The 23,183-nt window shown below is 34.7% G+C and carries 21 protein-coding genes; 15 read left to right on the top strand and 6 right to left on the bottom strand.

Annotated features, from left to right (window positions below; all coding sequences use genetic code 11):
• Nucleotides 1-93: 93 nt before the first annotated feature.
• Nucleotides 94-606, bottom strand: coding sequence for a hypothetical protein (locus G7050_RS16985; RefSeq protein WP_166117456.1), 513 nt, complete (start codon nucleotides 604-606; stop codon nucleotides 94-96).
• A gap of 115 nt (nucleotides 607-721) precedes the next feature.
• On the bottom strand, nucleotides 722-982 hold the full coding sequence (locus G7050_RS16980) for a DUF4884 domain-containing protein (RefSeq protein WP_166117455.1): 261 nt from the start codon (nucleotides 980-982) through the stop codon (nucleotides 722-724).
• A gap of 160 nt (nucleotides 983-1,142) precedes the next feature.
• Between G7050_RS16980 and G7050_RS16975 the strand changes: the two genes are divergently transcribed.
• The 8 genes from G7050_RS16975 (at nucleotide 1,143) to G7050_RS16940 (ending at nucleotide 8,291) form a co-directional block, all read left to right on the top strand.
• Nucleotides 1,143-1,424, top strand: a complete 282-nt coding sequence (locus G7050_RS16975) for a lipoprotein (RefSeq protein ID WP_166117454.1) — start codon at nucleotides 1,143-1,145, stop codon at nucleotides 1,422-1,424.
• 115 nt (nucleotides 1,425-1,539) lie between these two features.
• Entirely contained in the window at nucleotides 1,540-2,400 is an 861-nt protein-coding gene (locus G7050_RS16970; RefSeq protein ID WP_166117453.1) for a GNAT family N-acetyltransferase, read from the top strand.
• A 67-nt stretch (nucleotides 2,401-2,467) separates the two neighbouring features.
• Nucleotides 2,468-2,761 (top strand): thiosulfate sulfurtransferase GlpE, encoded by a 294-nt coding sequence (glpE, locus tag G7050_RS16965; protein ID WP_166117452.1) that lies wholly within the window; start codon nucleotides 2,468-2,470, stop codon nucleotides 2,759-2,761.
• A 154-nt stretch (nucleotides 2,762-2,915) separates the two neighbouring features.
• Complete coding sequence (locus G7050_RS16960; RefSeq protein ID WP_166117451.1) at nucleotides 2,916-3,338, top strand: MarR family winged helix-turn-helix transcriptional regulator; 423 nt, start codon at nucleotides 2,916-2,918, stop codon at nucleotides 3,336-3,338.
• Nucleotides 3,331-4,653 carry a TolC family protein gene (locus G7050_RS16955; protein WP_166117450.1) on the top strand — a complete coding sequence of 441 codons (1,323 nt, stop codon included), beginning with the start codon at nucleotides 3,331-3,333 and terminating at the stop codon, nucleotides 4,651-4,653. Before G7050_RS16960 ends, G7050_RS16955 begins: the two co-directional genes overlap by 8 nt.
• Before the next feature lie 72 nt (nucleotides 4,654-4,725).
• The gene (locus G7050_RS16950; RefSeq protein ID WP_166117449.1) at nucleotides 4,726-5,823 is read left to right on the top strand and encodes an HlyD family secretion protein; all 1,098 of its coding nucleotides are present in this window, start codon (nucleotides 4,726-4,728) and stop codon (nucleotides 5,821-5,823) included.
• Entirely contained in the window at nucleotides 5,820-7,415 is a 1,596-nt protein-coding gene (locus G7050_RS16945; RefSeq protein ID WP_166117448.1) for an MFS transporter, read from the top strand. The genes G7050_RS16950 and G7050_RS16945 overlap by 4 nt, the downstream gene beginning before the upstream one ends.
• 75 nt (nucleotides 7,416-7,490) lie before the next feature.
• A complete protein-coding gene (locus G7050_RS16940; RefSeq protein WP_166117447.1) occupies nucleotides 7,491-8,291 on the top strand; it encodes a hypothetical protein in 801 nt (266 codons plus the stop codon).
• 65 nt (nucleotides 8,292-8,356) lie between these two features.
• Here the strand turns inward: G7050_RS16940 and G7050_RS16935 are convergent, their stop codons facing one another.
• Nucleotides 8,357-9,268 carry a GNAT family N-acetyltransferase gene (locus G7050_RS16935; RefSeq protein ID WP_166117446.1) on the bottom strand — a complete coding sequence of 304 codons (912 nt, stop codon included), beginning with the start codon at nucleotides 9,266-9,268 and terminating at the stop codon, nucleotides 8,357-8,359.
• A 132-nt stretch (nucleotides 9,269-9,400) separates the two neighbouring features.
• Here G7050_RS16935 and G7050_RS16930 point away from each other — a divergent pair, with 132 nt between their 5' ends.
• The gene (locus tag G7050_RS16930) at nucleotides 9,401-11,032 is read left to right on the top strand and encodes a beta-N-acetylhexosaminidase (RefSeq protein ID WP_166117445.1); all 1,632 of its coding nucleotides are present in this window, start codon (nucleotides 9,401-9,403) and stop codon (nucleotides 11,030-11,032) included.
• Between the two features lie 41 nt (nucleotides 11,033-11,073).
• Here the strand turns inward: G7050_RS16930 and G7050_RS16925 are convergent, their stop codons facing one another.
• Nucleotides 11,074-11,580: a thioredoxin-like domain-containing protein gene (locus G7050_RS16925; protein ID WP_166117444.1), complete on the bottom strand. Its 507-nt coding sequence runs from the start codon at nucleotides 11,578-11,580 to the stop codon at nucleotides 11,074-11,076.
• Nucleotides 11,581-11,982: 402 nt separating this feature from the next.
• On the opposite strand from G7050_RS16925, the gene pheT reads away from it, so the two are divergent.
• The gene (gene pheT, locus G7050_RS16920) at nucleotides 11,983-14,442 is read left to right on the top strand and encodes a phenylalanine--tRNA ligase subunit beta (RefSeq protein WP_166117443.1); all 2,460 of its coding nucleotides are present in this window, start codon (nucleotides 11,983-11,985) and stop codon (nucleotides 14,440-14,442) included.
• Between the two features lie 69 nt (nucleotides 14,443-14,511).
• Here pheT and G7050_RS16915 read toward each other — a convergent pair whose 3' ends face one another.
• Nucleotides 14,512-15,657, bottom strand: a complete 1,146-nt coding sequence (locus tag G7050_RS16915) for a PepSY domain-containing protein (RefSeq protein WP_166117442.1) — start codon at nucleotides 15,655-15,657, stop codon at nucleotides 14,512-14,514.
• A gap of 59 nt (nucleotides 15,658-15,716) precedes the next feature.
• The gene (locus G7050_RS16910; protein WP_166117441.1) at nucleotides 15,717-18,077 is read right to left on the bottom strand and encodes a TonB-dependent receptor; all 2,361 of its coding nucleotides are present in this window, start codon (nucleotides 18,075-18,077) and stop codon (nucleotides 15,717-15,719) included.
• Nucleotides 18,078-18,387: 310 nt separating this feature from the next.
• Here G7050_RS16910 and G7050_RS16905 point away from each other — a divergent pair, with 310 nt between their 5' ends.
• The 5 genes from G7050_RS16905 to G7050_RS16885 all read left to right on the top strand — a co-directional run bounded on the left by G7050_RS16905 (nucleotide 18,388) and on the right by G7050_RS16885 (nucleotide 22,928).
• Nucleotides 18,388-19,104 (top strand): YebC/PmpR family DNA-binding transcriptional regulator, encoded by a 717-nt coding sequence (locus G7050_RS16905; RefSeq protein WP_166117440.1) that lies wholly within the window; start codon nucleotides 18,388-18,390, stop codon nucleotides 19,102-19,104.
• A gap of 141 nt (nucleotides 19,105-19,245) precedes the next feature.
• The gene (locus G7050_RS16900) at nucleotides 19,246-19,641 is read left to right on the top strand and encodes a hypothetical protein (RefSeq protein ID WP_166117439.1); all 396 of its coding nucleotides are present in this window, start codon (nucleotides 19,246-19,248) and stop codon (nucleotides 19,639-19,641) included.
• Nucleotides 19,634-20,563, top strand: a complete 930-nt coding sequence (locus G7050_RS16895; protein WP_166117438.1) for an FAD:protein FMN transferase — start codon at nucleotides 19,634-19,636, stop codon at nucleotides 20,561-20,563. The genes G7050_RS16900 and G7050_RS16895 overlap by 8 nt, the downstream gene beginning before the upstream one ends.
• 3 nt (nucleotides 20,564-20,566) lie before the next feature.
• On the top strand, nucleotides 20,567-21,859 hold the full coding sequence (gene rsxC, locus G7050_RS16890) for an electron transport complex subunit RsxC (protein ID WP_166117437.1): 1,293 nt from the start codon (nucleotides 20,567-20,569) through the stop codon (nucleotides 21,857-21,859).
• Nucleotides 21,849-22,928 (top strand): RnfABCDGE type electron transport complex subunit D, encoded by a 1,080-nt coding sequence (locus tag G7050_RS16885; protein ID WP_166117436.1) that lies wholly within the window; start codon nucleotides 21,849-21,851, stop codon nucleotides 22,926-22,928. Before rsxC ends, G7050_RS16885 begins: the two co-directional genes overlap by 11 nt.
• The last annotated feature ends 255 nt before the right edge of the window (nucleotides 22,929-23,183 follow it).

The following is a 23,183-nucleotide window of genomic DNA, read 5'->3' as shown; positions in this document are numbered from 1 at the left end:
AAGTATCGGTTGCTTTTCTTTTTGTAGTGCTTAATTAGAAGATTAAATACAACTTAAATTTTTGTTAATCTTTATTATATAGTAAAGTTGAATTCATTTCTGTACATAAAAATAGTAGTACCAGTCACAAAAGAATAAATCAATATAGATGTAAGTTATTATTCCAAGTATAATGAAGGATGGTAGGACAAGCTTACTTTTGTAGAGATCATTTTTACGACAGAAATAAATACAAAGAAAACTACCTAATGCAAGAAGTAAAAGTGCTCCTAATAATATATCAAACCATCGTATATCAGAATATGCTATTATATCAAAAAGGTTGAGATTAATAGCATAAAGTATGACCATGATCCCTGTGTATTTATAAAGTAAGGCTCCTAGAGCTTTTCTTTTAAAGAATAACAGAGATGATATTATCAGTAAATTTCCAATTAATAAATTCGAGACATATGTGGCTATAGAAATACGATAAGAAGTTGGAGCATCAAAGTATATAATGTAGGTGAGGATATAGCCTGAAATAGCCTGATAGGTAAATAATAGACCAATGATCAATAAAAGAGTCGATATTATTTTTTCAACAAGAGTTAATGATGTTTTCATAGTGAACGATACTGGTAGATTTAAGTTTATCTATAATAGACTGATTTTTTCACTTATCATTTACTAAATTATGTATATAGTGTAAATGGAAGAAATATTAGAAATTTAAAATTTTTCACTTACGTTTTATAACTGTTTGTATCTTAGTTTCTATTGAATCATTTTCTACTGAAGTCACATCTCCTGTGCAGTTTGTGAAATATACATATCTGCCGTTATCTGTAAAGCGATATACTTTACAACCATCATGTTCAAATAAATAAGACACTTCATAGGTCGTATTATTCTGAGCTTGTGTGCTTATTAATGGCTTGTTGGTTTTACAAGATGAGATGCTTAGCATAACAATAGCAGTTAAAGATAAAAGAGGTTTCATAGTATTCTTGTTTTATGTATTAGATTCTCAAATATACTGAAAAAACACTTTTTAGAAAGAATTATCCGTAAATTTGTGATGTTCGAAACTGATGAATTATAAAGGTTTTCGAACTAAATCATACTATAAAATGTTTATCAGATAATTAAAATATTGAGTTATGAAGAAAATACTTTTTATTGCATTTATTGCAACTGTCCTTTCGGCTTGTGGTTCTATGAAAGTTTATAATTCGGCACTAAAGCAAATTGAACTGGGAATGACCAGGCAAGAGGTTGTTTCTCTTATGGGAGATAAGTACACCACTTCCGGAGTGACCCGTGTGCAGGGTAAGGAGCAAGAAACATTGGAGTATAAAGATATGTATAAGAATCATTTCTTCTTTGTATTTGTAGATGGACATCTTAATAAATGGTACAAAGAAACTGAAGGAAAAGAATAATACGCCGATACTTATTTTAGAAAAAACCGAATCTGTTTTGCTGGTTCGGTTTTTTGTTTTGAAGCCCGATATAATTATTGTTTATTTGTATCGTGAAACTAGGATTGTTTAATAGATGGAAAATATAGAAATTCGTTTACTTGAGGGTATTTCATTTAAAGAAGTATATGAGGCTTTTATGGAGTCTTTCTCCGATTATGAAGTACCTATGCAAATGACTATTGGGCAATTTCAGGAGATGGTTGTAACACGTGATATTGATTTCAATTATTCAGTAGGATGTTTCAGCGATGAAAAATTAATTGGATTTATTATCTGTGGGTATAGAGAGATCGAAGGTAAGAAATATTGTTATGATGGAGGCACAGGGATAATTCCCGATTTTAGGCGTAAAGGTATTGCCAATAAATTATTTACTTACTTGGTTGATTTACTCAAGAAAAAAAGTATAGAAGTATTTTTGCTCGAGGTCTTAGAAAATAATATACCTGCAATAGAGCTTTATCTGAAAAATGGATTTATAACTCAACGCAGGTTAGAGTGCTTTCAAATAAAGAAAAATGAAATTTCCGATTATTTCTCAAAAGATTATATTCTAAAGTCTGATAAAGCAGAATATTTTGAACTAGACGATACGTCCTTCTATCCATCTTTGGCCTCATGGCAAAATGAACGATTGTCTATTCTCAATAATATTGATAATTATGAATATTGTTCGCTATCCTGTAATCAGCAAATAGTAGCATTTGGATTTGTTAATAAAAAACGTGGGGATATACCACAGCTAAGAGTGCTTAGAGGGTGGGAGAATAAGCAATTAGAAATGTTCCTTATTAGCGAATTAAAGAATAGAACAGAAAGTGAAGTAATAAAGTTTGTAACTCTTGATGAGAATAGTAGTTTAATAGATATATTATCTACTACGGGCTTCTCTAATTTTGTGAATTTATATGAAATGACTCTTCGTTTGCATTGATAGAACAATAATGCGCAGTAACGGTTATATATAAGTATTTGTTTTAATAAGAAAAAGAATTTAATATATGTTTAAGAGAATAAATAAGGATGCAGCAAAAGAAATGCTTGTTGCAGATTCGAATGCAATATTGATTGATATCAGGGATTCGCAGAGTTTTGAAGAAGGACATGATGAAAAAGCATTGCATCTGACTCAAGAAAATCTATCGGATTTTATAGTTAATACTGAAAAGCAAGTTCCGGTTTTAGTAATGTGTTATCATGGAAATAGTAGTCAATCGGTGGCACAATACTTAACAGCTCAAGGATTCGATACGGTATATAGTATAGATGGAGGATACGAAGTTTGGAAAGACTAATAATCTGATTTTTTCTATATCATTCTTGAAAAATAGCCAACAATTTCTGTTGGCTATTTTTTTGTCCACCTTTTTATGTAAATTATTAGTTGAATATTCAACTAATAATTTATTTTATTATAACTTTGTGCCAGAAACAGAAAAGATTGTTAAAATGCAAGAGTTTGTATATGCACTATTGATGGTGCAGGCTTCTTATAGACAAGCTATACAAAAAAGTATCAGAGAGCAGGGGATTGATCTAACTTTTGAGATGATTCAGGTGATGAGGTGCCTGTATCGCAAAGATACTGTAAACCAACAGGAATTGGCAAACCAAACCCATAAAGATAAATCGAGTCTCTCATATTTGTTAAATAATATGGAGAGGCGGCGGTTAATAACCCGTATAGAAAATAGTATAGACAGGAGAAGTAAATTAATCGTTCTTACAGAAGAAGGACAAGCTTTACATCAACAAATTAAAACAATAGTTGAAACTGTATATCAGAAAGTAGAGGAGTCGACAGATAAAATCAAACTTCAATTTTGTGTCGATTATATGAAAGAATTAAGCGGAATCATAAGCAATGACTAAAATAATAAAAAGAACAATTACACTTTCGCTTATTTCATTAGTTACTTTCTTTTCCTTCGAAACTAGTGCACAGTACAAGTTGTCGGTAGAAGAGCTTTTCCAAAAAGGAATAGAACATAGTATAACTGTTCAGTCAACCTATTTGAAAACTGAAATAGCAAATGAAAAGAACTCTTTAGCAAAAAATAAGAGGCTTCCCGATGTTGCTGTTGTCGGTCAATTCGGATATGTAGGTACATCTACCATTCTGGATAAAGATCTTTCATTCGTAAAGCATCCGTCGACTCCTGATTGGAGGCAGAATTACCAGCTGAGTGCCGTACAGCCTTTGTATGAAGGAGGACGTATTAATAATGGAATCAAGAAATCGGAACTTGAGCAAGAAATTGCCCGTTTATCATTAAGTCAAGATAAGGCTAATCTTAAATTGTGGTTAATATCTAAGTATCTTGATTTATATAATCTTTATAGACAAAGAGATATTTATGCTATAAGCATCGATGAGGCAAAACACAGGCTTCAAGATATCCGGAAAATGCGTGAAGAGGGAATGATTACGACCAATGATGTTTTAAGAAGTGAAATAGAACTGACCAACTTTGATCTGTCTTATCAAGAAACAACTAATAATATAGCTTTAGTTTGTCAGCAATTGGCTATTGCCTTGGGTATGGATGAAGATATAGTTTATGAACCGGATTCAGCTTTCTTAAGATCGCAGATGAATATTGATACAGGTATCGAAGATTATATCCAAACGGCCTATCTTGAATATCCACAAATGCGTATTGCTAAAACAAACATTGCTTTAGCAAAGAATAATCTGGAAATTACCAAGGCTGACTATCTACCTAGCTTATCTCTTCAATTTGGAAATACATTTCAAAGACCTTTACCCAATACTTCTCCTATTCAGGATTTATTTATAGATTCTTGGGGAATAACATTGAATTTATCTTACAAAATATCATCATTATTCGACAGGAAGCATTCTTTATCTATGGCAAAGACCCAAATTAATTTGCAAGAATTGGCAGAAGAGCAACAAAGGCAAAATATTAGAGGAATAGTTAAGTCTGCTTACCTAAAACATAAGGAAGCTCTCATGCGTGTAAAATTGTTAGAGACATCCGTAGAACAAGCAAACGAAAATTATAGAATTGTAGACACAAAATATTTCAATCAATTAGCCATTCTTACAGATCTTCTGGATGCCAACACAATTCAGTTAGAAGTGGAATTGAAGCTGACCGCAGCCCGTACAAATGCAGTATATACTTATTATCAATTATTGAATGTTTGTGGTAAGTTATAAGTATACAAATATCGCATGGAGGCAGGAGTTAAATAAATAGAGAATAAATAGTAGCAAGTACTTAAATATTTTATGGATATAAATCAATCTGAAATTGAAGCAAAACAAGAGTTACGCCGCATACATTTAAAGCTAAGAAATAAAAGACGGCGTAATTTTATATTGAACGGGATTACTATCATTCTGGCAATTGCTGGTATTGTATGGGCGTGTAATTTCTTTCTGAACTATTATAGGTACGAAATTACGAACGATGCAACTATAGAGCAATATATATCGCCCGTAAATACACGTGTTGCGGGGTATGTCAGCAAAATATACTTTACAGATCACCAAAAAGTAAATGCAGGTGATACTCTGTTAATTATTGATGACAGGGAATATCGTTTAAAGGTTATGGATGCTGAAGCTGCATTGAAGGATGCTGAGGCAACAGCCGAAGTGTTGACATCCAGTATTGTGACAACATCCAGCAATGTTGCTGTTTCTCAGGCTAATATTGAAGAAGCCAAAGCTCGGCTGTGGAAGTCGGAGCAGGATTACAAGAGATACGCTAACTTGTTGGAAGCCGATGCTGTATCTCATCAACAATTTGATCAGGTAAAAACAGAGTATGAGGCAATGAAGGCTCATTATAATGCATTGATACGGCAACAGGAATCGTTACGTTCGACTTCAACTGAAACACAAAAAAAGAGGAGTAATACTGATGCTAATATTCTGCGTAAAGAAGCCGATCTTTCTTTGGCAAAGTTAAATCTTTCCTATACAGTGATTACTGCTCCTTATTCGGGTTATCTGGGACGTCGCACATTGGAAGAAGGACAACTGATACAAGCAGGTCAAACAGTAACCAATCTTGTAAGAGATGAGGGTAAATGGGTTATAGCCAATTATAAAGAAAAACAAATTGAGAATATATATATCGGACAGGAAATCAAGATAAAAGTTGATGCCATTGCAAACAAAGTCTTTAAAGGAAAAGTGACTTCTATCTCTTTGGCTACAGGATCTAAATATTCTTTATTACCGACCGATAATTCAGCAGGTAACTTTGTGAAAATACAGCAACGTATTCCTGTGAGAATTGATTTTGTGGATATTTCGGATGAAGATATGGAAAAGTTAAAAGCTGGAATGATGGTTGAGACCGAAGCTATTAAAAAATGAAGGTAAATAGCAGCGAACATTTCAGAAGTTGGGTACCAAAATGGCTGGTCTGTATGGTGGCCATGCTTGTATTGGTTCCCGTGATGCTTATTAATGGAGCCTATACAGGAAGTAATGTCGACATCTCGGGAGCTTTAGGTGTATTGTCGGAAGATATAAACATGGCGTACTTTGCAGCCTCGGCAGGTATGGCTATGGCGTACCCTATTATTCCTATTATCAAACCGGTTGCTACCACTAAGACTATTATTCTGGTGGTTCTTTTCTGTCAGTTTATTCTAAGTTGGATTTGTGCAGTAACTACTTCGATGGAAGTAATAACAGTTTGTAGTTTTTTTATCGGGTATTTTAAAGCATTTACTCTGATCGAAATTATTGCTATAATAATGCCTTTTTTCAGTCCCAGTAATACCCGAAATGAGTTTTACTCTAAGTTTTATCCTATTACTTTGATTTTGGGACAGCTATCACTTGTTATCACAGCCGAATTTGCTTATCGCTATCAGTGGCAGCATATGTATTATTTTATGATTGCATTGTTGTTGTTTGCCATGGTATTAGTAGTGATATTTATGGCGTTTGGTCGTAAACTGATCCGAATTCCCTATAAAGAAATCGATTGGTATAGCTTTTTTCAATGTTCGCTTGTTTTTATGTGCATTTTGTATGTTGCTACCTATGGTAAAACAAATGACTGGTTTGCCTCGAATAATATTGTTATAGCAACAATTCTTATACCTGTTGTTGGCTGGATGTTTGTACGCCGTCAGTTGATGACAGATGTACGACCTTTTGTCGATCTGAGTGTATTGAAGAACCGGAACTCGGTAGTGGTGTATCTGTTCTCATTCATTATGATGTTTTTTGCATCTTTTACTATTCTTACTGCATCTTATGTCAATTCAGTGCTACGTTTAGATACTACCCGTACTAATGAATTGTATTTATATATGATTCCCGGAATAGTTCTGGGAGGTTTTATCTGCTATTACTTTTTCAAGAAAGCAGTGAGGATGGCATGGCTTATCTTCATAGGTTTTGCATGTTTTACTTTGGCTATCGGTTTACTGTATTTTCAAGTAGAACCAATGGGTTTATATGAAGATTTATTCATACCGATGTTTCTCAAAGGACTTGGTATGTTGATTTTATTTGTTGCCTTAGCCGTATATGCAATTCAGGGACTCGAACCTCAGCAATTGATATACAATGCATTCTTTCTTATAGGATGCCGTTCGGTATTGGCCCCTGCAATAGGTTCTAGCATACTTACTAATTGGCTCTATCGATTGCAACAGCAAAACACAGTGCACTTGTCAGAAAGTATAGATCAGCTGAACCCTATTGCTAATAGTTTGTATTCTCAATCCTATACAAGCTCTATACTCAAAGGACTGAGCATTGAGGATGCACAGCGTATAGCAACTAATACCCTTTATTCGAGAGTCCAGATACAAGCACTGACTATAAGCATTAAAGAAATTCTCGGATATATGTTGATTATGGGAATTGTATTATTAGTCGTTATATTACTCTATTTCTTTAAATATAAACCAGTTACGTTGGTAGCCGTTGGGCGTGATATGAATTGATTAATACAGAAAAATTTCACCTTATAAATAAAATACAGTACATTTGTACTTTGAAAATTAATATAAATTAAGAAAATGAAAAAACTTTTATTATTGGCATTGGTTATAGTATCTACCTCTGTTGCTATAGCACAAACTGAGCCGGCTTATAAAAAAGGTAAGTTTTATGCTTTTTGGGGATGGAACAGAGCCCACTACACAAACTCGACAATACACTTTACAGGAGACGATTATGATTTTACATTGCATCGTGTTGTTGCTCATGACAAACTTAGTGCCGTAAATTATCATAACTATTTACAGCCCAATCGTATTACTATACCTCAGACGAACTTTAAAATAGGATATTTTTTCAAAGATAACATGGCTGTAAATATTGGTGTGGATCATATGAAATATGTGATGGATCAAGGTCAGACAGTTAGATTAACAGGAACAGTAAGACCCGGATTTGAGAATCATGTTAGCCCTGATGGAGATGTAAAACTGACAGAAGACTTTCTTATGTTTGAGCATACTGATGGATTGAACTACATCAATTCAGAGTTTGAATATTATCATAATTTTTATAAACGTGGTATTCTTAAAATTAATGGTATAGCTGGAGTTGGAGCAGGTTTCTTATTACCAAAGACTAACTCGACATTATTTAGTGAAGAAAGACACGATGATTTCCACTTGGCAGGATTCGGCTTGAATGGTAAGATTGCAGCAGATGTATTGCTTTGGGATTTATTTTTCCTACGATGCGAAGGAAAACAAGGATATATCAATATGCCTAGTATCCGTACAACAGCATCGAGCAGCGATAAAGCGTCACAGCACTTCTGGTTTGCACAGGTAAATTTCTTATTTGGTTTTGCTTGGAATTTTTGATAGGAAACATTATATAATAAATAAAAAAAGAGAATCGTCTGATAAAAGGCAATTCTCTTTTTTATTTATGTATGAGATAATATAGGAAAAATAAGTTTTTCTTCTTCAAATGATTTTTTCTCATTCCCCATTACAAATAGGGTAGTATCTTCCTCTTTTAAAAGTTTAATTTCATAATCTTTATTGTTTTTAGGCATGAAGTACATTACCACATTTTGTGTTTGTTCTGTAGACATTGCATTAATGATTGCTTCTATCTCAACTTCTTGGGTAGATAAAATGTCATATAAGATAAGGTCACTGCCTATATATTCAGCTACAATGATTGTATCCAGAGATTCAATATAATAAAGCTTTTCTTTAAAGCTGAATTTGTCGAAATAGTTGCAGTAAAGCATAATTTGTCCCGCATTATCAACCATTGAAATGTTGAATAACGGAATTGCATTTTTTGCTTTTTTATAGAGCAGCTCGTGATCAAACTGATTATTTATGTCCAGCTTTCTAACATTGTATGCATTTTTGGTAGACTCTATCTTCTTTGTAGCTATATATTCATTTACTGGAACAAAACCGAATAGAGGATAATAGTTTAAAACACTATCATTTGCAAATAGATAGATCAGATCACATTTATCTTTCCATTCATGTAGTACTTTTTCAAGAAGAAATTTATTTAAGCCTTGTTTTCTATATTCTTCGTCGGTTGTGACTGTTCCTAACTGTAAAAACTTTTTCTTCTTTCCTAAAACAATGAAATCTATTACAGTCACTGTTATGTGCGAAACTATCTTATGACCGTCCGATAAAGAATACAAGAGACAATTGTCTCCCCAATAACCACTTTTATACCACTTTTCAAAGTCGAAACCCCAGATTTTTCGAGTTAATATATGGAGATCGTTTCTCAACCTTTCATCGTTTTTATAATTTGTAATGTAATTATATTCCTTATTATTTATTAGAACTTTCTCCATATAGGTTCACTTGTTTTTTGCTAATTAAACGTTAATTAGCAAATATATTACTTATAATTGACACGCTTGGGTTGGAAAGAATACAATTAAGTCTTAATTTTGATTTTGAAACCTTTTATATTTTAGATTACTATGAACATTAGAAAAACACGATTATCTACGTTGGTTATTTTTATTTTCTGTTTTCTTGCATTATCGCTTAATACTTATGCAGGTTCAGAGATAAATGTGATTCCTAAACCACAGAAAGTTTCTTTAGGACAGGGATATTTTTCTTTTAACCCACAAACAAAGTTAGTATATGCAGACAATGCTTTAAAGTCAGTAGCGGATGCTTATCAGAATGTATTGAAAAACGAATTTTCAATTCAAGTTACTCTCCAGAATAATAAGGTGCTATCTGAAAATGTCATCGACCTTCAGTTAGATTCCAAATTAGGAAAAGAAGCATATGTGTTGGATGTGCAAACTGATAAAATAGTATGCAAAGCATCGGGCAATGCGGGACTATTTTATGGACTGCAAACCTTAGCACAGCTAATTCAGACGGAAAATGGTAAATCAACTGTTCCTGTTGTATTCATTGAGGATGCTCCCGTATATGGCTGGAGAGGATATATGCTTGATGAATCCCGTCATTTTATGGGGAAAGACGTTGTGAAACAATACCTCGATATTATGGCTCGTCTTAAATTAAATGTTTTCCATTGGCATTTAACAGATGAGCAGGGGTGGAGAATCGAAATAAAGAGATATCCGTTGTTGACTCAGGAAGGGTCTGTAGGAAGTTGGAGTGATGCGAATGCACCGAGTGCATTTTATACACAAGACGAAATAAAAGAGATTGTTGAGTATGCTGCTCAACGTCATATTATGGTTGTACCTGAAATAGATATGCCCGGACATGCTACGGCTGTAGGACGTTCGTATCCTGAAATATCGGGAGGTGGTGAAGGGCGTTGGAAGGATTTTACCTTTCATCCGGCGAGAGAGACTACTTACGAATTTATTAGTAATATTTTCGATGAAGTAGTAGAGTTATTCCCTGCACCATACATTCATATTGGAGCAGACGAAGTTCATTTCGGGAATCAATCGTGGTTCACCGATCCACAGATTCAGAAATTTATAAAAAATCATAATTTAAAAGATGAAATAGGTATGGAGCATTATTTCGTACGTAGGGTTTGCGATATAGTAAATGCTAAAGGACGAAAAATGATAGGGTGGGATGAGATCGTAAATACAGGAGTGTCGCCCGATAAGGCTATAATTATGTGGTGGAGGCATGATAAACCGGAGTTGTTGACACAGGCTTTAAATGATGGTTTTGATATCATATTGACCCCCCGAATACCTTGTTATTTTGATTTTGTACAAGATGACAATCACAAGATAGGACGACGTTGGGCAGGAGACTTCAATGAGTTGGAAACTGTATATAATTTCTCCGGAAATATTTCGAAGCTCATTTCTTCTCATCCAAAACAGGTGTTGGGGATGCAAGCTAATGTGTGGACTGAACGGATAAAAGATAAAAAAAGGCTTGACTTTATGACATATCCCCGATTAATGGCAATAGCCGAAAATGCATGGACTGATAATAAAGCTGCTAATTTAAATTATAATGAATTTGAAAATAGAGTGAAAATATTCTTAAAGTATTTAGATCAGTTTAATATTAACTATTTTAATCCTTTTAATAAGAACTCTACTCCCGAACCTTGGGGACCGGATAGACAAGATGTTTTGGCAGACGGATAAAATTAAAAAAGAGCTATTCAAATATGAATAGCTCTTTTTATTTACGATGTCTTTTTTTCTAATATTCTGCTCAAATCTTTAGGAGTAAGATTTATTGCCATGATGACTCCATTTTCATCAATCAGGTAATTTTGAAATCCTTTCTCCAGTTGATACTTTTGGTAAATCTTGGAATCTGATCCTTTTGTATCTAAAAACTGATACCTGTCGTTGATTCCATCCATGCTCAATGTCTTTTCGAATACCGCTTTACTCTTGTCAAATGAGACCGACACCATTACTAGTGAGTGTTTCTCTTTTTGTAAGGCATTCCATAAAAGAACATTTTTCATGTGGGATTCTGCATCATAAGCAGCCCAAAAACTTACCAATACTTTAACTCCTTTAAGATGCTCGAGATCGAGCTTCGTGCCTGATTCATTATCAATTTTTAATTCAGGCATAAGGTCTCCCGGGTAAATACCTTCCGAAATCCTCGAAGTTCTTGGCGTGTAAGATGATGTTATTAACACTATCGTTACAAGCAAGAAATACTTCAAATACTTCATAAAATAATATTTTGGTTAGAACTAAGGCTTTATTCGTAGGATCACCCTCAAAATAAGGCCTTTCCGATTCTCGGAATGGCTGACTCTACGCTTAGAATCAGTATGCTTTTATACAAAAGCGGCACAAATATACACCACTCTCTGTCAAAATCAAAATGTGGAATCTCTATTCTATATATCAGATTTATAACAATGTATTGTGGAAAAGGTTTTCAGCCAATATAGATTTTATCTAATGCCAAAGTTATTATTATTCGGTTTTTTTTACAGCAAGGTGTATGGATAACCTATTTTTCTAGCGTAGACAAAGAAAATTTTGTAATTTTGGGACACTTAAATACGAATGGTATTATATAAAATATAAACAGCTAGTAATTAGTTAGCTAAGAAATAATTTGGAATATGAATATTTCATACAATTGGTTAAAAGACTACATTAACTTTGATTTGTCACCCGATGAGGTGGCTGCAGCTCTTACCTCTATAGGACTTGAAGCCGAAGGGGTGGAAGAAATACAAACAATAAAAGGTGGGCTTGAGGGTCTGGTTGTTGGGGAAGTATTAACTTGTGTTGATCATCCTAATTCTGACCATTTACATGTTACTACCGTAAATGTGGGTAAAGAAGAGCCTTTGCAAATAGTATGTGGTGCAGCAAATGTTGCGGCCGGACAGAAAGTTATTGTTGCCTTAGTGGGGACAACTCTTTATTCGGGCGAAGAGTCTTTTACTATAAAGAAATCAAAAATAAGAGGCGAGGAGTCTTTCGGTATGATTTGTGCCGAAGATGAAATTGGAATAGGAACGAGTCATGATGGTATCATTGTTCTTCCTTCTGAAGCAAAGGTAGGTACACTTGCTAAAGATTACTATAATATCAAAAGTGACTATTTGATAGAAGTGGATATTACCCCTAACAGGGTTGATGCTGCCTCTCATTTTGGTGTAGCCCGTGACTTTGCTGCTTATTTAAATCAAAACGGAAAGGCAACCAATTTAAATCGTCCTTCGGTAGATGCTTTCACTGTGAATGCAAACGAAAAAGGAATTAATGTGATCGTTGAAAATAACGAAGCTTGTCCTCGTTATGCAGGTATTACGATAAAAGGGGTGACGGTTAAAGAAAGTCCCGACTGGTTGAAAGATCGCCTTTCGATTATTGGTTTACGCCCTATAAATAATGTGGTAGATGTTACCAACTATGTACTTCACGAAATGGGGCATCCTTTGCATGCTTTCGATCTGAAAGAAATCTCAGGTGATACAGTTTATGTGAAAACATTACCGGAGGGAACTAAATTTGTAACTCTAGATGAACAGGAACATATCCTAAGCGATAGAGATCTGATGATCTGTAACGATAAAGAAGGTATGTGTATAGGTGGTGTATTCGGTGGCTTAAAATCGGGTGTAACTGAAAGTACTACTGATGTATTTCTCGAATGTGCTTATTTTAATCCTACATGGGTACGTAAAACAGCACGTCGTCATGGACTAAGTACCGATTCTTCGTTCCGTTTCGAGCGTGGTGTTGATCCTAATGATACATTATATGTATTGAAACGTGCAGCTTTATTGATAAAAGAAGTTGCCAATGGAAGTTTTGTCGGAGAGATACAGGATATCTATCCTAATAAAATTGAAAATCCGATAGTTGAACTTTCTTATGCCAAAGTAAATTCGTTGATTGGAAAGAATATAGATAAAGAAACTGTAAAATCAATTCTTGCCAGTCTTGAAATAGAGATCAAAAAAGAATCGGATGACCAGTTAACGCTAAGCATACCTACCTATCGTGTAGATGTATTACGTGATGTGGATGTAATAGAAGATATCCTTCGTATTTATGGATATAATAATATTGAAATAGGAGAATCTTTGAAATCTAACCTATCTTATCAAACCGCTACTGATAAAGGGTATGATTTACAAAATCTGATCTCAGAACAGTTGACGGGTGATGGATTTTATGAGATAATGAATAACTCTTTGACTAAAGAGGCTTATTATACAGACTTGACTACCTATCCTTCATCGCAGTCGGTTCGTTTACTTAATCCGTTGAGCAATGATTTGAATGTGATGCGTCAGACTCTTCTTTTCGGAGGACTAGAGAGTATTGCTTATAACCGAAACAGAAAAAGTAATGATCTTAAATTCTACGAATTTGGTAATTGCTATTATTTTGATGTAGAGAAGAAAGAAGCCGATAAGCCATTGAAAGAGTACTCTGAAGAATTTCATTTGGGACTTTGGTTATGTGGTGATACAACTAATAATAGTTGGGCTACACCTACCCAAAAATCATCGGTGTACCAATTGAAAGCTTATGCAGAGAACATCTTGCATCGTTTGGGTTTACCTTTGGGTAAATATGAATACGAGCAATTCTCCAATGATATATATAGCGTTGCACTAACTCTTAAAACTCGCAATAGAGTATTAGGAACTTTGGGCGTTGTAGCTAAAAAGTTATTAAAACAAACGGATATCAACACAGAAGTTTATTTTGCAGAGCTGAATTGGGATGCTTTGATGAAAGAAACTAAAAAGCACAATGTCACATTTACCGAGATATCTAAATATCCTGTTGTAAGACGTGATTTGGCTTTATTATTAGATAAAAATATCTTGTTTGAGCAGATTGAAAAAATTGCATACAAATCGGAAAAGAAATTGCTGAAAGAAGTGAATCTTTTTGATGTGTATGAAGGTAAGAACTTACCTGAAGGCAAGAAGTCGTATGCGGTGAACTTTGTCATTCAAGATGACGAGAAGACGCTTACGGATAAACAAATTGATGCTATAATGCAAAAGATTCAAAAATCATTAGAGCAGGAGTTGAATGCTCAGTTGAGATAAGATAATTTGTCGATACAATAAAAAAGGATTCTCATAATGAGAATCCTTTTTTATTGTATTACTTTATCTTTATTTATGTCTCTTTTTCCACCAAAGAATAAATCCTGTAATTGGAAGACTGGCAGTAATTAAGCTTGCCAAAAATACAAGAAGTTTACCTGTAAAACCACCAATAGCACCAACGTGTATATCGTAGGTCATGCGGTAGAATTTATCTCCTGCTGAAGAATCTTCGTACTTAATACCATACATTCCGCCTCCTTCCAACTCATTAAGCGTGTATTGATCGAAGAATCGAAAATGTCTTTTGTAGTAAGTATCATCGTTTGCCGAATTGAAGCAGATACGATAAGCATCAGCTTTTTGGTTTGGAAAATCAAACATAAATGACCCCTCTTGCCCGATAGGATACTCGGCTTTTACTTTTTCCCAAAGTATGTCTGCTGTATTTTCGAGACTAGATACGGCTGTCGTATCCGATTGTGCTACCTGCCATTTATTAAGTTCTTTGCCACCTGATATTACTTTGTAATACGAGTTGGCATACCATTCGAAGCTCCAGGTAAGCCCCGTCAGTGCAATTACTAATGCAATAAGAGCGGCATAAATACCCAGTACATTGTGAAGATCGTAATTGAATCGGAAAAATCCGGCTTTCTTTTTAATTGTAAGGCGTGGCTTTAATGATTTTTTGTTCCACTTTTTAGGTATCCATAAAACAATACCTGTTATTAATACAATAACAAAGATCAAAACTGCCCATCCTACGATTTGATGACCTACCGGATAAGGTAACCAGAGGTTACGATGTCCGGATAGTACAAATCTGAAAAAATCATTTTTCAAAACTTGTTTGCCCAGATAGTCACCTGAGTAAGGATTCAGTACTAATAAAGTATAACCATCTTCATAATGATTATAGGCTACCGTTGCCGCTCTGTCTAGTTTGGCATAAGTAACTCCATAAATAACATTACTGTTGTCTGAGGGAGATGCGTATACATATTGTTTTGACTTCTCCTTAAGCTCAGATGGTGAAAGGAATGGTTTATTTTGTACTTCCACATCTTGGTAAGATTCGAATACATTTCTCAATTCTGTCTGAAAGGTATATATACATCCGGTGATCGCAACAATAAATACAACGATACCCGATAGCATTCCCAGCCAGAGATGTAATAGATAGATTATTCGTTTGAAAGATAATTTCTTCATTGAAGATTAAATTCTTTTATTTTAAAATTTTTACAAAAGTAGGAAATCTGTTTACAGCCTTAGAAATTATAAGTAATATTCAAGCGGTAGTTCACTGGAGTTTCGGTTTGCCAGTAATAAGCATTTGTTTTGCCTATAGTATAAGGTGTTCCCGAATATAAATAGCTATCAAGTACGTTATTTACCATGAGGTTAATAGCCAGTATACCATTTGACCAACCGGCACCGGCATCTAATCTAAAATAATCAGGAAGTTCTTCCGCATGATCTCGACTGTCTGCCCACCACGAACTACGATCAATCAAAGATGTGCATCCTGCCTGAAGATTGAATCCTCTCAATGCACCATCCATAAATTTGTATTTTAGATTTGCATTAATAGTATGTTTAGCCACTCCGGGAAGTTGTGTTCCTTTAGTATATTGCGAGGAGCTTTTTGTTACCACAGATTCGGTAAAAGCATAGTTGGCAACAATATCTAATCCTCTGAGAATTTCTCCTTGTACATCAAATTCAATACCTTGATCTCTACTTTGACCTATCTCGGTTACATATACTTCTCCTGCTGCATTTGTAGGATCGGCAGCTAACAAGTTGTTTTTTATGATTCGGTATAATGATAATGTACTGTTCCATTTACCTCCAAACCAGAGTCTCTTGGCTCCAATCTCCATATTGTTACCTGTGATTGGTTTGATTCCTTTACCATCGCGGCGAAGTCCGCTCTGAGGAAGAAATGTCTGGTCGTAAAGGGCATATAGCGAAGTGTTTTCATCTATTGAATAACTAAGACCTATACGTGGTGTGAATTTACGTTCTTCTGTAATAGTTCCGTAAGAATTACTTTTAACATAGGTATATCTACCTGCCAGAGTTAATCTTAGGGCTTCATCAAAGAACGAAAGCTCATCCTGCAAATATAAACCTGTATATGTTTGTGTAATTTGAGGACCTCCAGATCGTTCCTTAATGCTTTTACTTCTGTCAAAATCGGGATATCCTAAGACCGGTTTTCCATTGTTGGGGTTATAAATATTGAATGAACCAATAGTATCAAGAGCAAAAGATTGCGACCAATCTGCCCAATATTCTTTGTTACCCATATCTAGTCCTCCCAATATACGATGTGTTACAGGTCCTGTTTTAACTTTTCCATTGACAAAAACCTGTCCGAATTTCATTTGAGATATTGCATCCCATATACTGGCTGTACGGCGTAAATTCCCATCTGTATTGATGGAGTCAACCCACATTGAGCTACCCACCTGATTGTAGTTAAAATAAGCAGCTTGCGCAGTTAATTTCCAATTGGAATCAAAGTTATGTTGAAGATTGAGGATAATGCTCTGATCATTTATTTTGGTTGGTTCCATTCCTGCTGCCAATAGGGTGAAATTTCGAGGTAAGGTTGCGTAGCCTTGTGTCGCAAAGCTATAATAAGAACCTACATTCGACATATCTACATGTTGTAAAGTATATTCCGCAGTAAGTTTTGTATTTTCATTAATTACATATGTAATAACAGGGGCAATACTATATCTGTTATTGAATTCATTGGCTCGAAAAGAATTTTTAAGTTGCCCCATCAAATTCAGTCTATATAATAATTTTCCTTTTTGATCGAGTTTGCCATCCAGATCAATACTTGCCCTGTAAAGATCATAGCTGCCCAATGTTAATGAAGCTTGGCGTTTTGTTTGTCCTGTTGGTTTCTTAACCACTACATTATATATACCACTGGGATCTCCATTTGACATCATAAATCCTGCAGGACCTTTTACAAATTCAATTGATTCAACGAAGCTCATATCTTCGGTTAATGGTCCCCAGGTAGAGGTCAGGTTCATTCCTTCGCGAAAAGCAGCAGCACGTCCACCTCTCATGTTTATACGGGTATACAAGTCTCCCCAATGTTCTTGACGAGTAGCGCCACTTACATTACGTATTATGCCATCGCTCATGCTGAGTATTTGTTGATCGGAAATCATGCGGGAAGTTACCACTTGTATGTTTTGCGGAACTTTAACCAGAGGTTGGTCGAGTCTGATTGAATTGGACGGTTTTTTTGATACGTATTTATCTAAGTTGGCAGAGATTACCACTTCATCTAATGTCTGGCTTGATTGTTCCAATTCAAGATTTCCTATTTCTGTTGTTGCATCAGATAAAACTTCAATATGTATTGTTTTCGTTTTATAATTAATAAGGCTGGCAACAAGCGTATATTGTCCAGTAGGTATATTTTTGAAGTAAAATGTTCCGTCAGATTTTGATGTGGTTCCCCATCCGGTGCCATCTAGCCGGATAGTTACATAATCAAGACTTTCGCCATTACTATTTGTAAGTCTACCTCGTATATCTTTAGCAATAAGAGAAGAAGCACTTAAAGATAATAGAACTAACATTAAATAAAATTTCATCTGTTTTTGAGTTTATTTTGAGTTTTTAAAAATCGTGTGAAGTAAAATAAATAGCTCAAGTATTGCAATCACCTATAATAATGATTTTTTACCCATCGAATCACTATAATTGATGAGTGGTTTTATATCTTAGAATAAGTGTTTTTGAAGTTATTAGCCTAAACAAGCTCCAGAAATAATATTTGTCAGAATATTAATAATGTCTGAGGTCGTAATAGTTTTTTGTATAGGCTATTTTTTATACTTTTGTAGCCAGAAAATAAAATAATAAAATAGGTCTAAGACCTCAATGAAATTATAAAGAACAGATATGGGAAGAGCATTTGAATACCGTAAAGCAACGAAAATGAAACGTTGGGGCAATATGGCTCGTGTATTTACTAAATTAGGAAAACAAATAACCATTGCAGCCAGAGAAGGTGGCCCTGATGCAGATACAAATCCTCGTTTGCGTGTATTGATACAGCAGTCGAAGAAAGAGAATATGCCCAAGGAAAACGTAGAACGTGCAATAAAAAAGGCTACTTCTAAAGATGAATCTGATTACAAGGAAGTTACTTATGAAGGATATGGTCCTTTTGGTATCGCTATTGTTGTAGAAACGGCAACCGATAATCCTACCCGTACTGTTGCAAATGTACGTAGCTATTTTAATAAACATAATGGTTCATTAGGAACAACCGGTAGCTTAGAGTTTTTATTTGACCATAAATGCGTATTTAAAATATCACCAAAGGAAGATGTCTCACTAGAGGATTTAGAATTGGAACTTATCGACTATGGAGTAGATGAGATAGAGCAAGACGAAGAAGATATACTTCTTTATGGCGAATTTAAGTCATATTCGGATATTCAAAAATATTTGGAGGAAAATGGATTTGAAATTCATAGTGCTGAGTTTGAGAGAATTCCGCATGAGCTAAAAGAAGTAACGGAAGAGCAAAGAGCACAAATTACCAAGCTTTTAGATAAGTTTGAAGATGATGAAGATGTTCAGAATGTATTCCACAATATGATGCCCGAATAATAATTGACTATATCTATCATATAGAGAATCTTATTTGTTATTAAATAAGATTCTTTTTTTATTATAAATGGTTAATTAATTACCAATACGAATACGTATTGAGTATTTTTGTAAACAAAAATAACTTAATGTCCGAATAAGATGACAACTGTAAAGAAAATTATTCTTTTTCTATTTGGTATAGTACTGATAGTGTTTGGAAACAAAGCTGCAATAGATACTATATTTAAGAATAATGATGGGTTAAAAGTTCCTGATTCAGGAGAAAACGAGATTGCGAGTAAAAATGCTGTAATCACGGAAGAAATAGAAACAAAAGAGGTTATTACAAAAGATAATGCAATTTCTTCTCCCGAAGTTTCGGAAGTAAAAGCGGAGGAGATATCTAAGAAAGAAGCTCCGAAAAAAACTACAGAGAAAGCTTTAAAAGAGCAACCGACTAAAACTTCGGAAAAGAAGGATGAACAAAAGGTTAAAGAAGCTCCTAAAACAAAAATAGAACCCGTAAAAGAAGAAACTGCTGCTGCAAGTGAATGATGGACTTTTATATAAAGCTCAGGTGCGATGGTTATTCCATGCACATATTAAGATAAAGATACCGGTTTTCTGCGACGAAAGCCTGTTTGATGAACTTTTTGCTGTATTGGAAGATGTTGACAAACATTACAATTCATATAGCGAAGGTTCTTTTTTTGATTTGATAAATAAGAATGCCGGGCAATTTGTTGAAGTAGATGACGAAACTATCAGTTTGTTGAGGCAACTTATTTATTTTTCGGATTTGTTTGATGGTGAATATGATATAACCGTAATGCCGCTGGTTCGTCTATGGGGCTTTTATAAAGATGAAGTGCGACGTTTACCTCTGAAAGAGGAAATTAAAGCTACCAGGAAGCAGGTCAACTATAAGAAAATAGAAATAGAAGGCTCTAAAGTTCGCATTGCAGAAGGACAGGAGATTATTACAGGCTCGTTTATGAAGTCTTATGCAGTAGATAAGCTGGTTCAGAAAATGAGGAAAGAGCGTATTACCGATGCTATTATTAATGCGGGAGGTAGTACTATTAAGGCTTTGAATAATTCGGTGCATTCTTACTGGGTAATAAATGTAGAGAATTCAATGAATAAAGAGGATACTTTATTTAAACTGAAACTCTCGAATGCTTGTTTTTCGACTTCGGCACAAACTAAAACATTTGTTGAAATTGGTGGTAAGAAATACGGACATATAATCAATCCCCGCACTGGTTATCCTTCCGAAAATAAGCAGATAGGAATAATATCGACCAATTGTTTTGTAGGTGACATTATTTCAACAGGATTGTATAATCAGACATTAGATGGTTTCACGGTGAAAATGAAGCTATTATCGAGCCAATTTGATGTTTCGGGTTTTTTAATGGATAAAAATAACCATATTCGATTTTCGGATGGTTTCGAAAAATATATAGTACAATAAATTATGATGCATATTTTTTCGATGAAGAGCAAAACTAAGCAGATGAGTATATCGGATATTCCCGATGCTCCTGTTTTGTATCTGCCTTTGTTACAACATATAGGGCAAGCAGCAAAACCAATTGTAGAAGTTGGTGAGTATGTTCTTAAATATCAGATTATAGCTGAGGAAACACGTAACTTGTCGGCTAATATTCATGCTCCCGTTTCGGGTACGATCAAGGCGATTGAATTACATCCTTTGGCGGATGGAACTTTGGTTGAAACCATAGTTCTGCAAAATGATTTTAGAAATGAAGAGATTACACGACCGGTAATTGATGCTGATAACCTGACCTCCGATGAGATATTAGCTATCATAAAAAGTGCAGGTATAGTAGGAGAGGGAGGAGCACAGTTTCCGACCTTTGTAAAGTATAACCTGCTAGGCAAAAAGATTAATACTTTTATTGTCAACGGAACTGAGTGCGAACCTTATCTGACGGCTGATTATGCTTTGATGAGAGATAAGACCGAAGAACTGTTCCGAGGTATATTTTTGATAAATAAAGTACTTCAAGCTCAAGAAATAGTCCTTTCAATAGAAAAGCAGAATAAAGAACTATTGGATGTATTTAGTCCATTTTTATCTCAGTCCGAATATAAAAATGTAAGGGTTGCCATATTACCCAATCAATATCCTCAGGGAGGAGAGTTGCAACTTATAAAATCTGTTACAGGAAAAGAATTGGCTCGTGGCGTTGTTCCCAAAGATGAGGGATTAATGGTGAGTAATGTGGGTACAGTTCATGCTGTATATAATGCTCTTGTAGAGCGTAAACCTTTAACTGAACGTATAATAACTGTTTCGGGGGAACAATCTAAGAAATCGGGAAACTACCAAGTTAAAATTGGCACACCTATCAGCCATATTTTAGAATATCAGAATCAGACAAATACATTAGACGACAAGCAATTGGTTCTGGGTGGTCCTATGATGGGCAAGAATGTTGTGGAAACTTCAGCTCCAATCATCAAAGGTTCATCGGGAGTACTGTTTTTCAAAAAGAAAGAGATTAAAAGAAATAACTGCATATCGTGCGGTTATTGTGTAGATGTATGTCCGATGAAATTGATGCCTCTTGTATTTGCCGAAAATTACAGAACAGGAAAGATTGCTTCATTAGAAAAATACAGCTTAAATTCATGTATAGAATGTGCTGCCTGCGAATACATCTGCCCGAGTGATGTTCCATTGATGGAAAGCATCAAAGAAGGAAAGGTAAAACTAAAAGCGTTATTGACTCATGCAGACTGATAGTAAAACAGTATATACACCTTTTGTAAGAGCCAAAGATAGTGTTTGGGAAGTAATGTCGGATGTTCTTCTGGCACTCGTTCCCTGTGCGGTTATTTCGTATTTTGCATATGGAGAGGCTCCTCTGTTTGTGATGTTCGTTGCTGTTATCAGTGCTATGGTTGGCGAATTTATATTTGCAGGTATTTTTCTGAAAAAGTGGAATACATTGCTCGATAGTTCGGCAATAGTAACGGCTATTTTGCTGGCTTTTACATTAGCTCCTTTTACGCCTTGGTATGTAGTTGCCTTTGGTTCGGCTATGGCTGTAATCTTTGGTAAGATACTTTGGGGAGGATTGGGACGTAATATGTTTAATCCTGCTTTGGTTGGACGGGAATTTATGACTGTCTTCTTTCCTTTGGTAATGACTTCACGAACGATCTGGTATAATAAAGATTATGTCAATTTTCAGGATCTGAATATTTTCAATATCTTAGGAAATGGAGGTTTTACTGAATATATGAACTCTATATTCTTTAAGCCATCGGGGGCAATAGGAGAATATTCAGTTATACTTCTGGTATTGGGAGGATTATACCTTTTGCTTCGTAGGCGTATTTCATGGCATATACCGTTCGGACTATTAGTTACATTCTTTATACTACTGCAAATATTTGCTTTTAAGGATATTAAATTCTCTTTAGGAGGCATATTATTAGGAACCTTATTTATGGCTACCGATATGCCATCGAGTGCATCCACTAAGATGGGAAAACTATATTATGGAGCAATGATTGGTTTGGTTGCTATGCTCTGCCTGTTGAATGATGTAAAATATGAGTATATGTCCTATTCTATTTTACTTGTGAATGGATTTGTAATTCCTATCAATTGGGTCTTTAAACCAAAAGTTTGGGGTGAAAACATAAATCTAAAGGAAAGAGTAGGGGCAGGAGTTCTGCTTACTATCGGAATTGTTACTACAACCTTTGCTTTAGTTTATTTGCATCATTTTGATTTGGTGAGGTATTTAATCTTTGCTTATATATTGATTGTAATCGGACGATTCTGCTTCTCGAAACAATAATACATGCAGCGAGTATATCATGCATATTTTATGGTATTCGAACATTTTGTAACTGTCAGTAGTATATATATTATTGAAAATCTGAGATGTTCGATTAAATTTTTTTCGATATAGGGTAGGTTGTTGTATCTATTGTCGATCCAAGAAAGGCTAGGATAGCTATATGTTTTATTATTCAAATGGCAGTATTTGCATATTTATTGTCATTTCAGACAAACGTTTAATGTCGTAACTTTGTTTGACATTCTAATTATA

Origin of the sequence: Dysgonomonas sp. HDW5A, from assembly GCF_011299555.1 — a bacterium.
In the GTDB taxonomy this organism is placed as follows: domain Bacteria; phylum Bacteroidota; class Bacteroidia; order Bacteroidales; family Dysgonomonadaceae; genus Dysgonomonas_A.
Note: the sequence above shows the minus strand (reverse complement) of the source record. Positions and strands in the feature narration are given on the sequence as shown.

Excerpts from the sequence above, each read along its gene's own strand:
- G7050_RS16985 (WP_166117456.1), bottom strand. The coding sequence starts at position 606 with ATGAAAACATCATTAACTCTTGTTGAAAAAATAATATCGACTCTTTTA.
- G7050_RS16980 (WP_166117455.1), bottom strand. The coding sequence starts at position 982 with ATGAAACCTCTTTTATCTTTAACTGCTATTGTTATGCTAAGCATCTCA.
- G7050_RS16975 (WP_166117454.1), top strand. The coding sequence starts at position 1,143 with ATGAAGAAAATACTTTTTATTGCATTTATTGCAACTGTCCTTTCGGCT.
- G7050_RS16970 (WP_166117453.1), top strand. The coding sequence starts at position 1,540 with ATGGAAAATATAGAAATTCGTTTACTTGAGGGTATTTCATTTAAAGAA.
- glpE (WP_166117452.1), top strand. The coding sequence starts at position 2,468 with ATGTTTAAGAGAATAAATAAGGATGCAGCAAAAGAAATGCTTGTTGCA.
- G7050_RS16960 (WP_166117451.1), top strand. The coding sequence starts at position 2,916 with ATGCAAGAGTTTGTATATGCACTATTGATGGTGCAGGCTTCTTATAGA.
- G7050_RS16955 (WP_166117450.1), top strand. The coding sequence starts at position 3,331 with ATGACTAAAATAATAAAAAGAACAATTACACTTTCGCTTATTTCATTA.
- G7050_RS16950 (WP_166117449.1), top strand. The coding sequence starts at position 4,726 with ATGGATATAAATCAATCTGAAATTGAAGCAAAACAAGAGTTACGCCGC.
- G7050_RS16945 (WP_166117448.1), top strand. The coding sequence starts at position 5,820 with ATGAAGGTAAATAGCAGCGAACATTTCAGAAGTTGGGTACCAAAATGG.
- G7050_RS16940 (WP_166117447.1), top strand. The coding sequence starts at position 7,491 with ATGAAAAAACTTTTATTATTGGCATTGGTTATAGTATCTACCTCTGTT.
- G7050_RS16935 (WP_166117446.1), bottom strand. The coding sequence starts at position 9,268 with ATGGAGAAAGTTCTAATAAATAATAAGGAATATAATTACATTACAAAT.
- G7050_RS16930 (WP_166117445.1), top strand. The coding sequence starts at position 9,401 with ATGAACATTAGAAAAACACGATTATCTACGTTGGTTATTTTTATTTTC.
- G7050_RS16925 (WP_166117444.1), bottom strand. The coding sequence starts at position 11,580 with ATGAAGTATTTGAAGTATTTCTTGCTTGTAACGATAGTGTTAATAACA.
- pheT (WP_166117443.1), top strand. The coding sequence starts at position 11,983 with ATGAATATTTCATACAATTGGTTAAAAGACTACATTAACTTTGATTTG.
- G7050_RS16915 (WP_166117442.1), bottom strand. The coding sequence starts at position 15,657 with ATGAAGAAATTATCTTTCAAACGAATAATCTATCTATTACATCTCTGG.
- G7050_RS16910 (WP_166117441.1), bottom strand. The coding sequence starts at position 18,077 with ATGAAATTTTATTTAATGTTAGTTCTATTATCTTTAAGTGCTTCTTCT.
- G7050_RS16905 (WP_166117440.1), top strand. The coding sequence starts at position 18,388 with ATGGGAAGAGCATTTGAATACCGTAAAGCAACGAAAATGAAACGTTGG.
- G7050_RS16900 (WP_166117439.1), top strand. The coding sequence starts at position 19,246 with ATGACAACTGTAAAGAAAATTATTCTTTTTCTATTTGGTATAGTACTG.
- rsxC (WP_166117437.1), top strand. The coding sequence starts at position 20,567 with ATGATGCATATTTTTTCGATGAAGAGCAAAACTAAGCAGATGAGTATA.
- G7050_RS16885 (WP_166117436.1), top strand. The coding sequence starts at position 21,849 with ATGCAGACTGATAGTAAAACAGTATATACACCTTTTGTAAGAGCCAAA.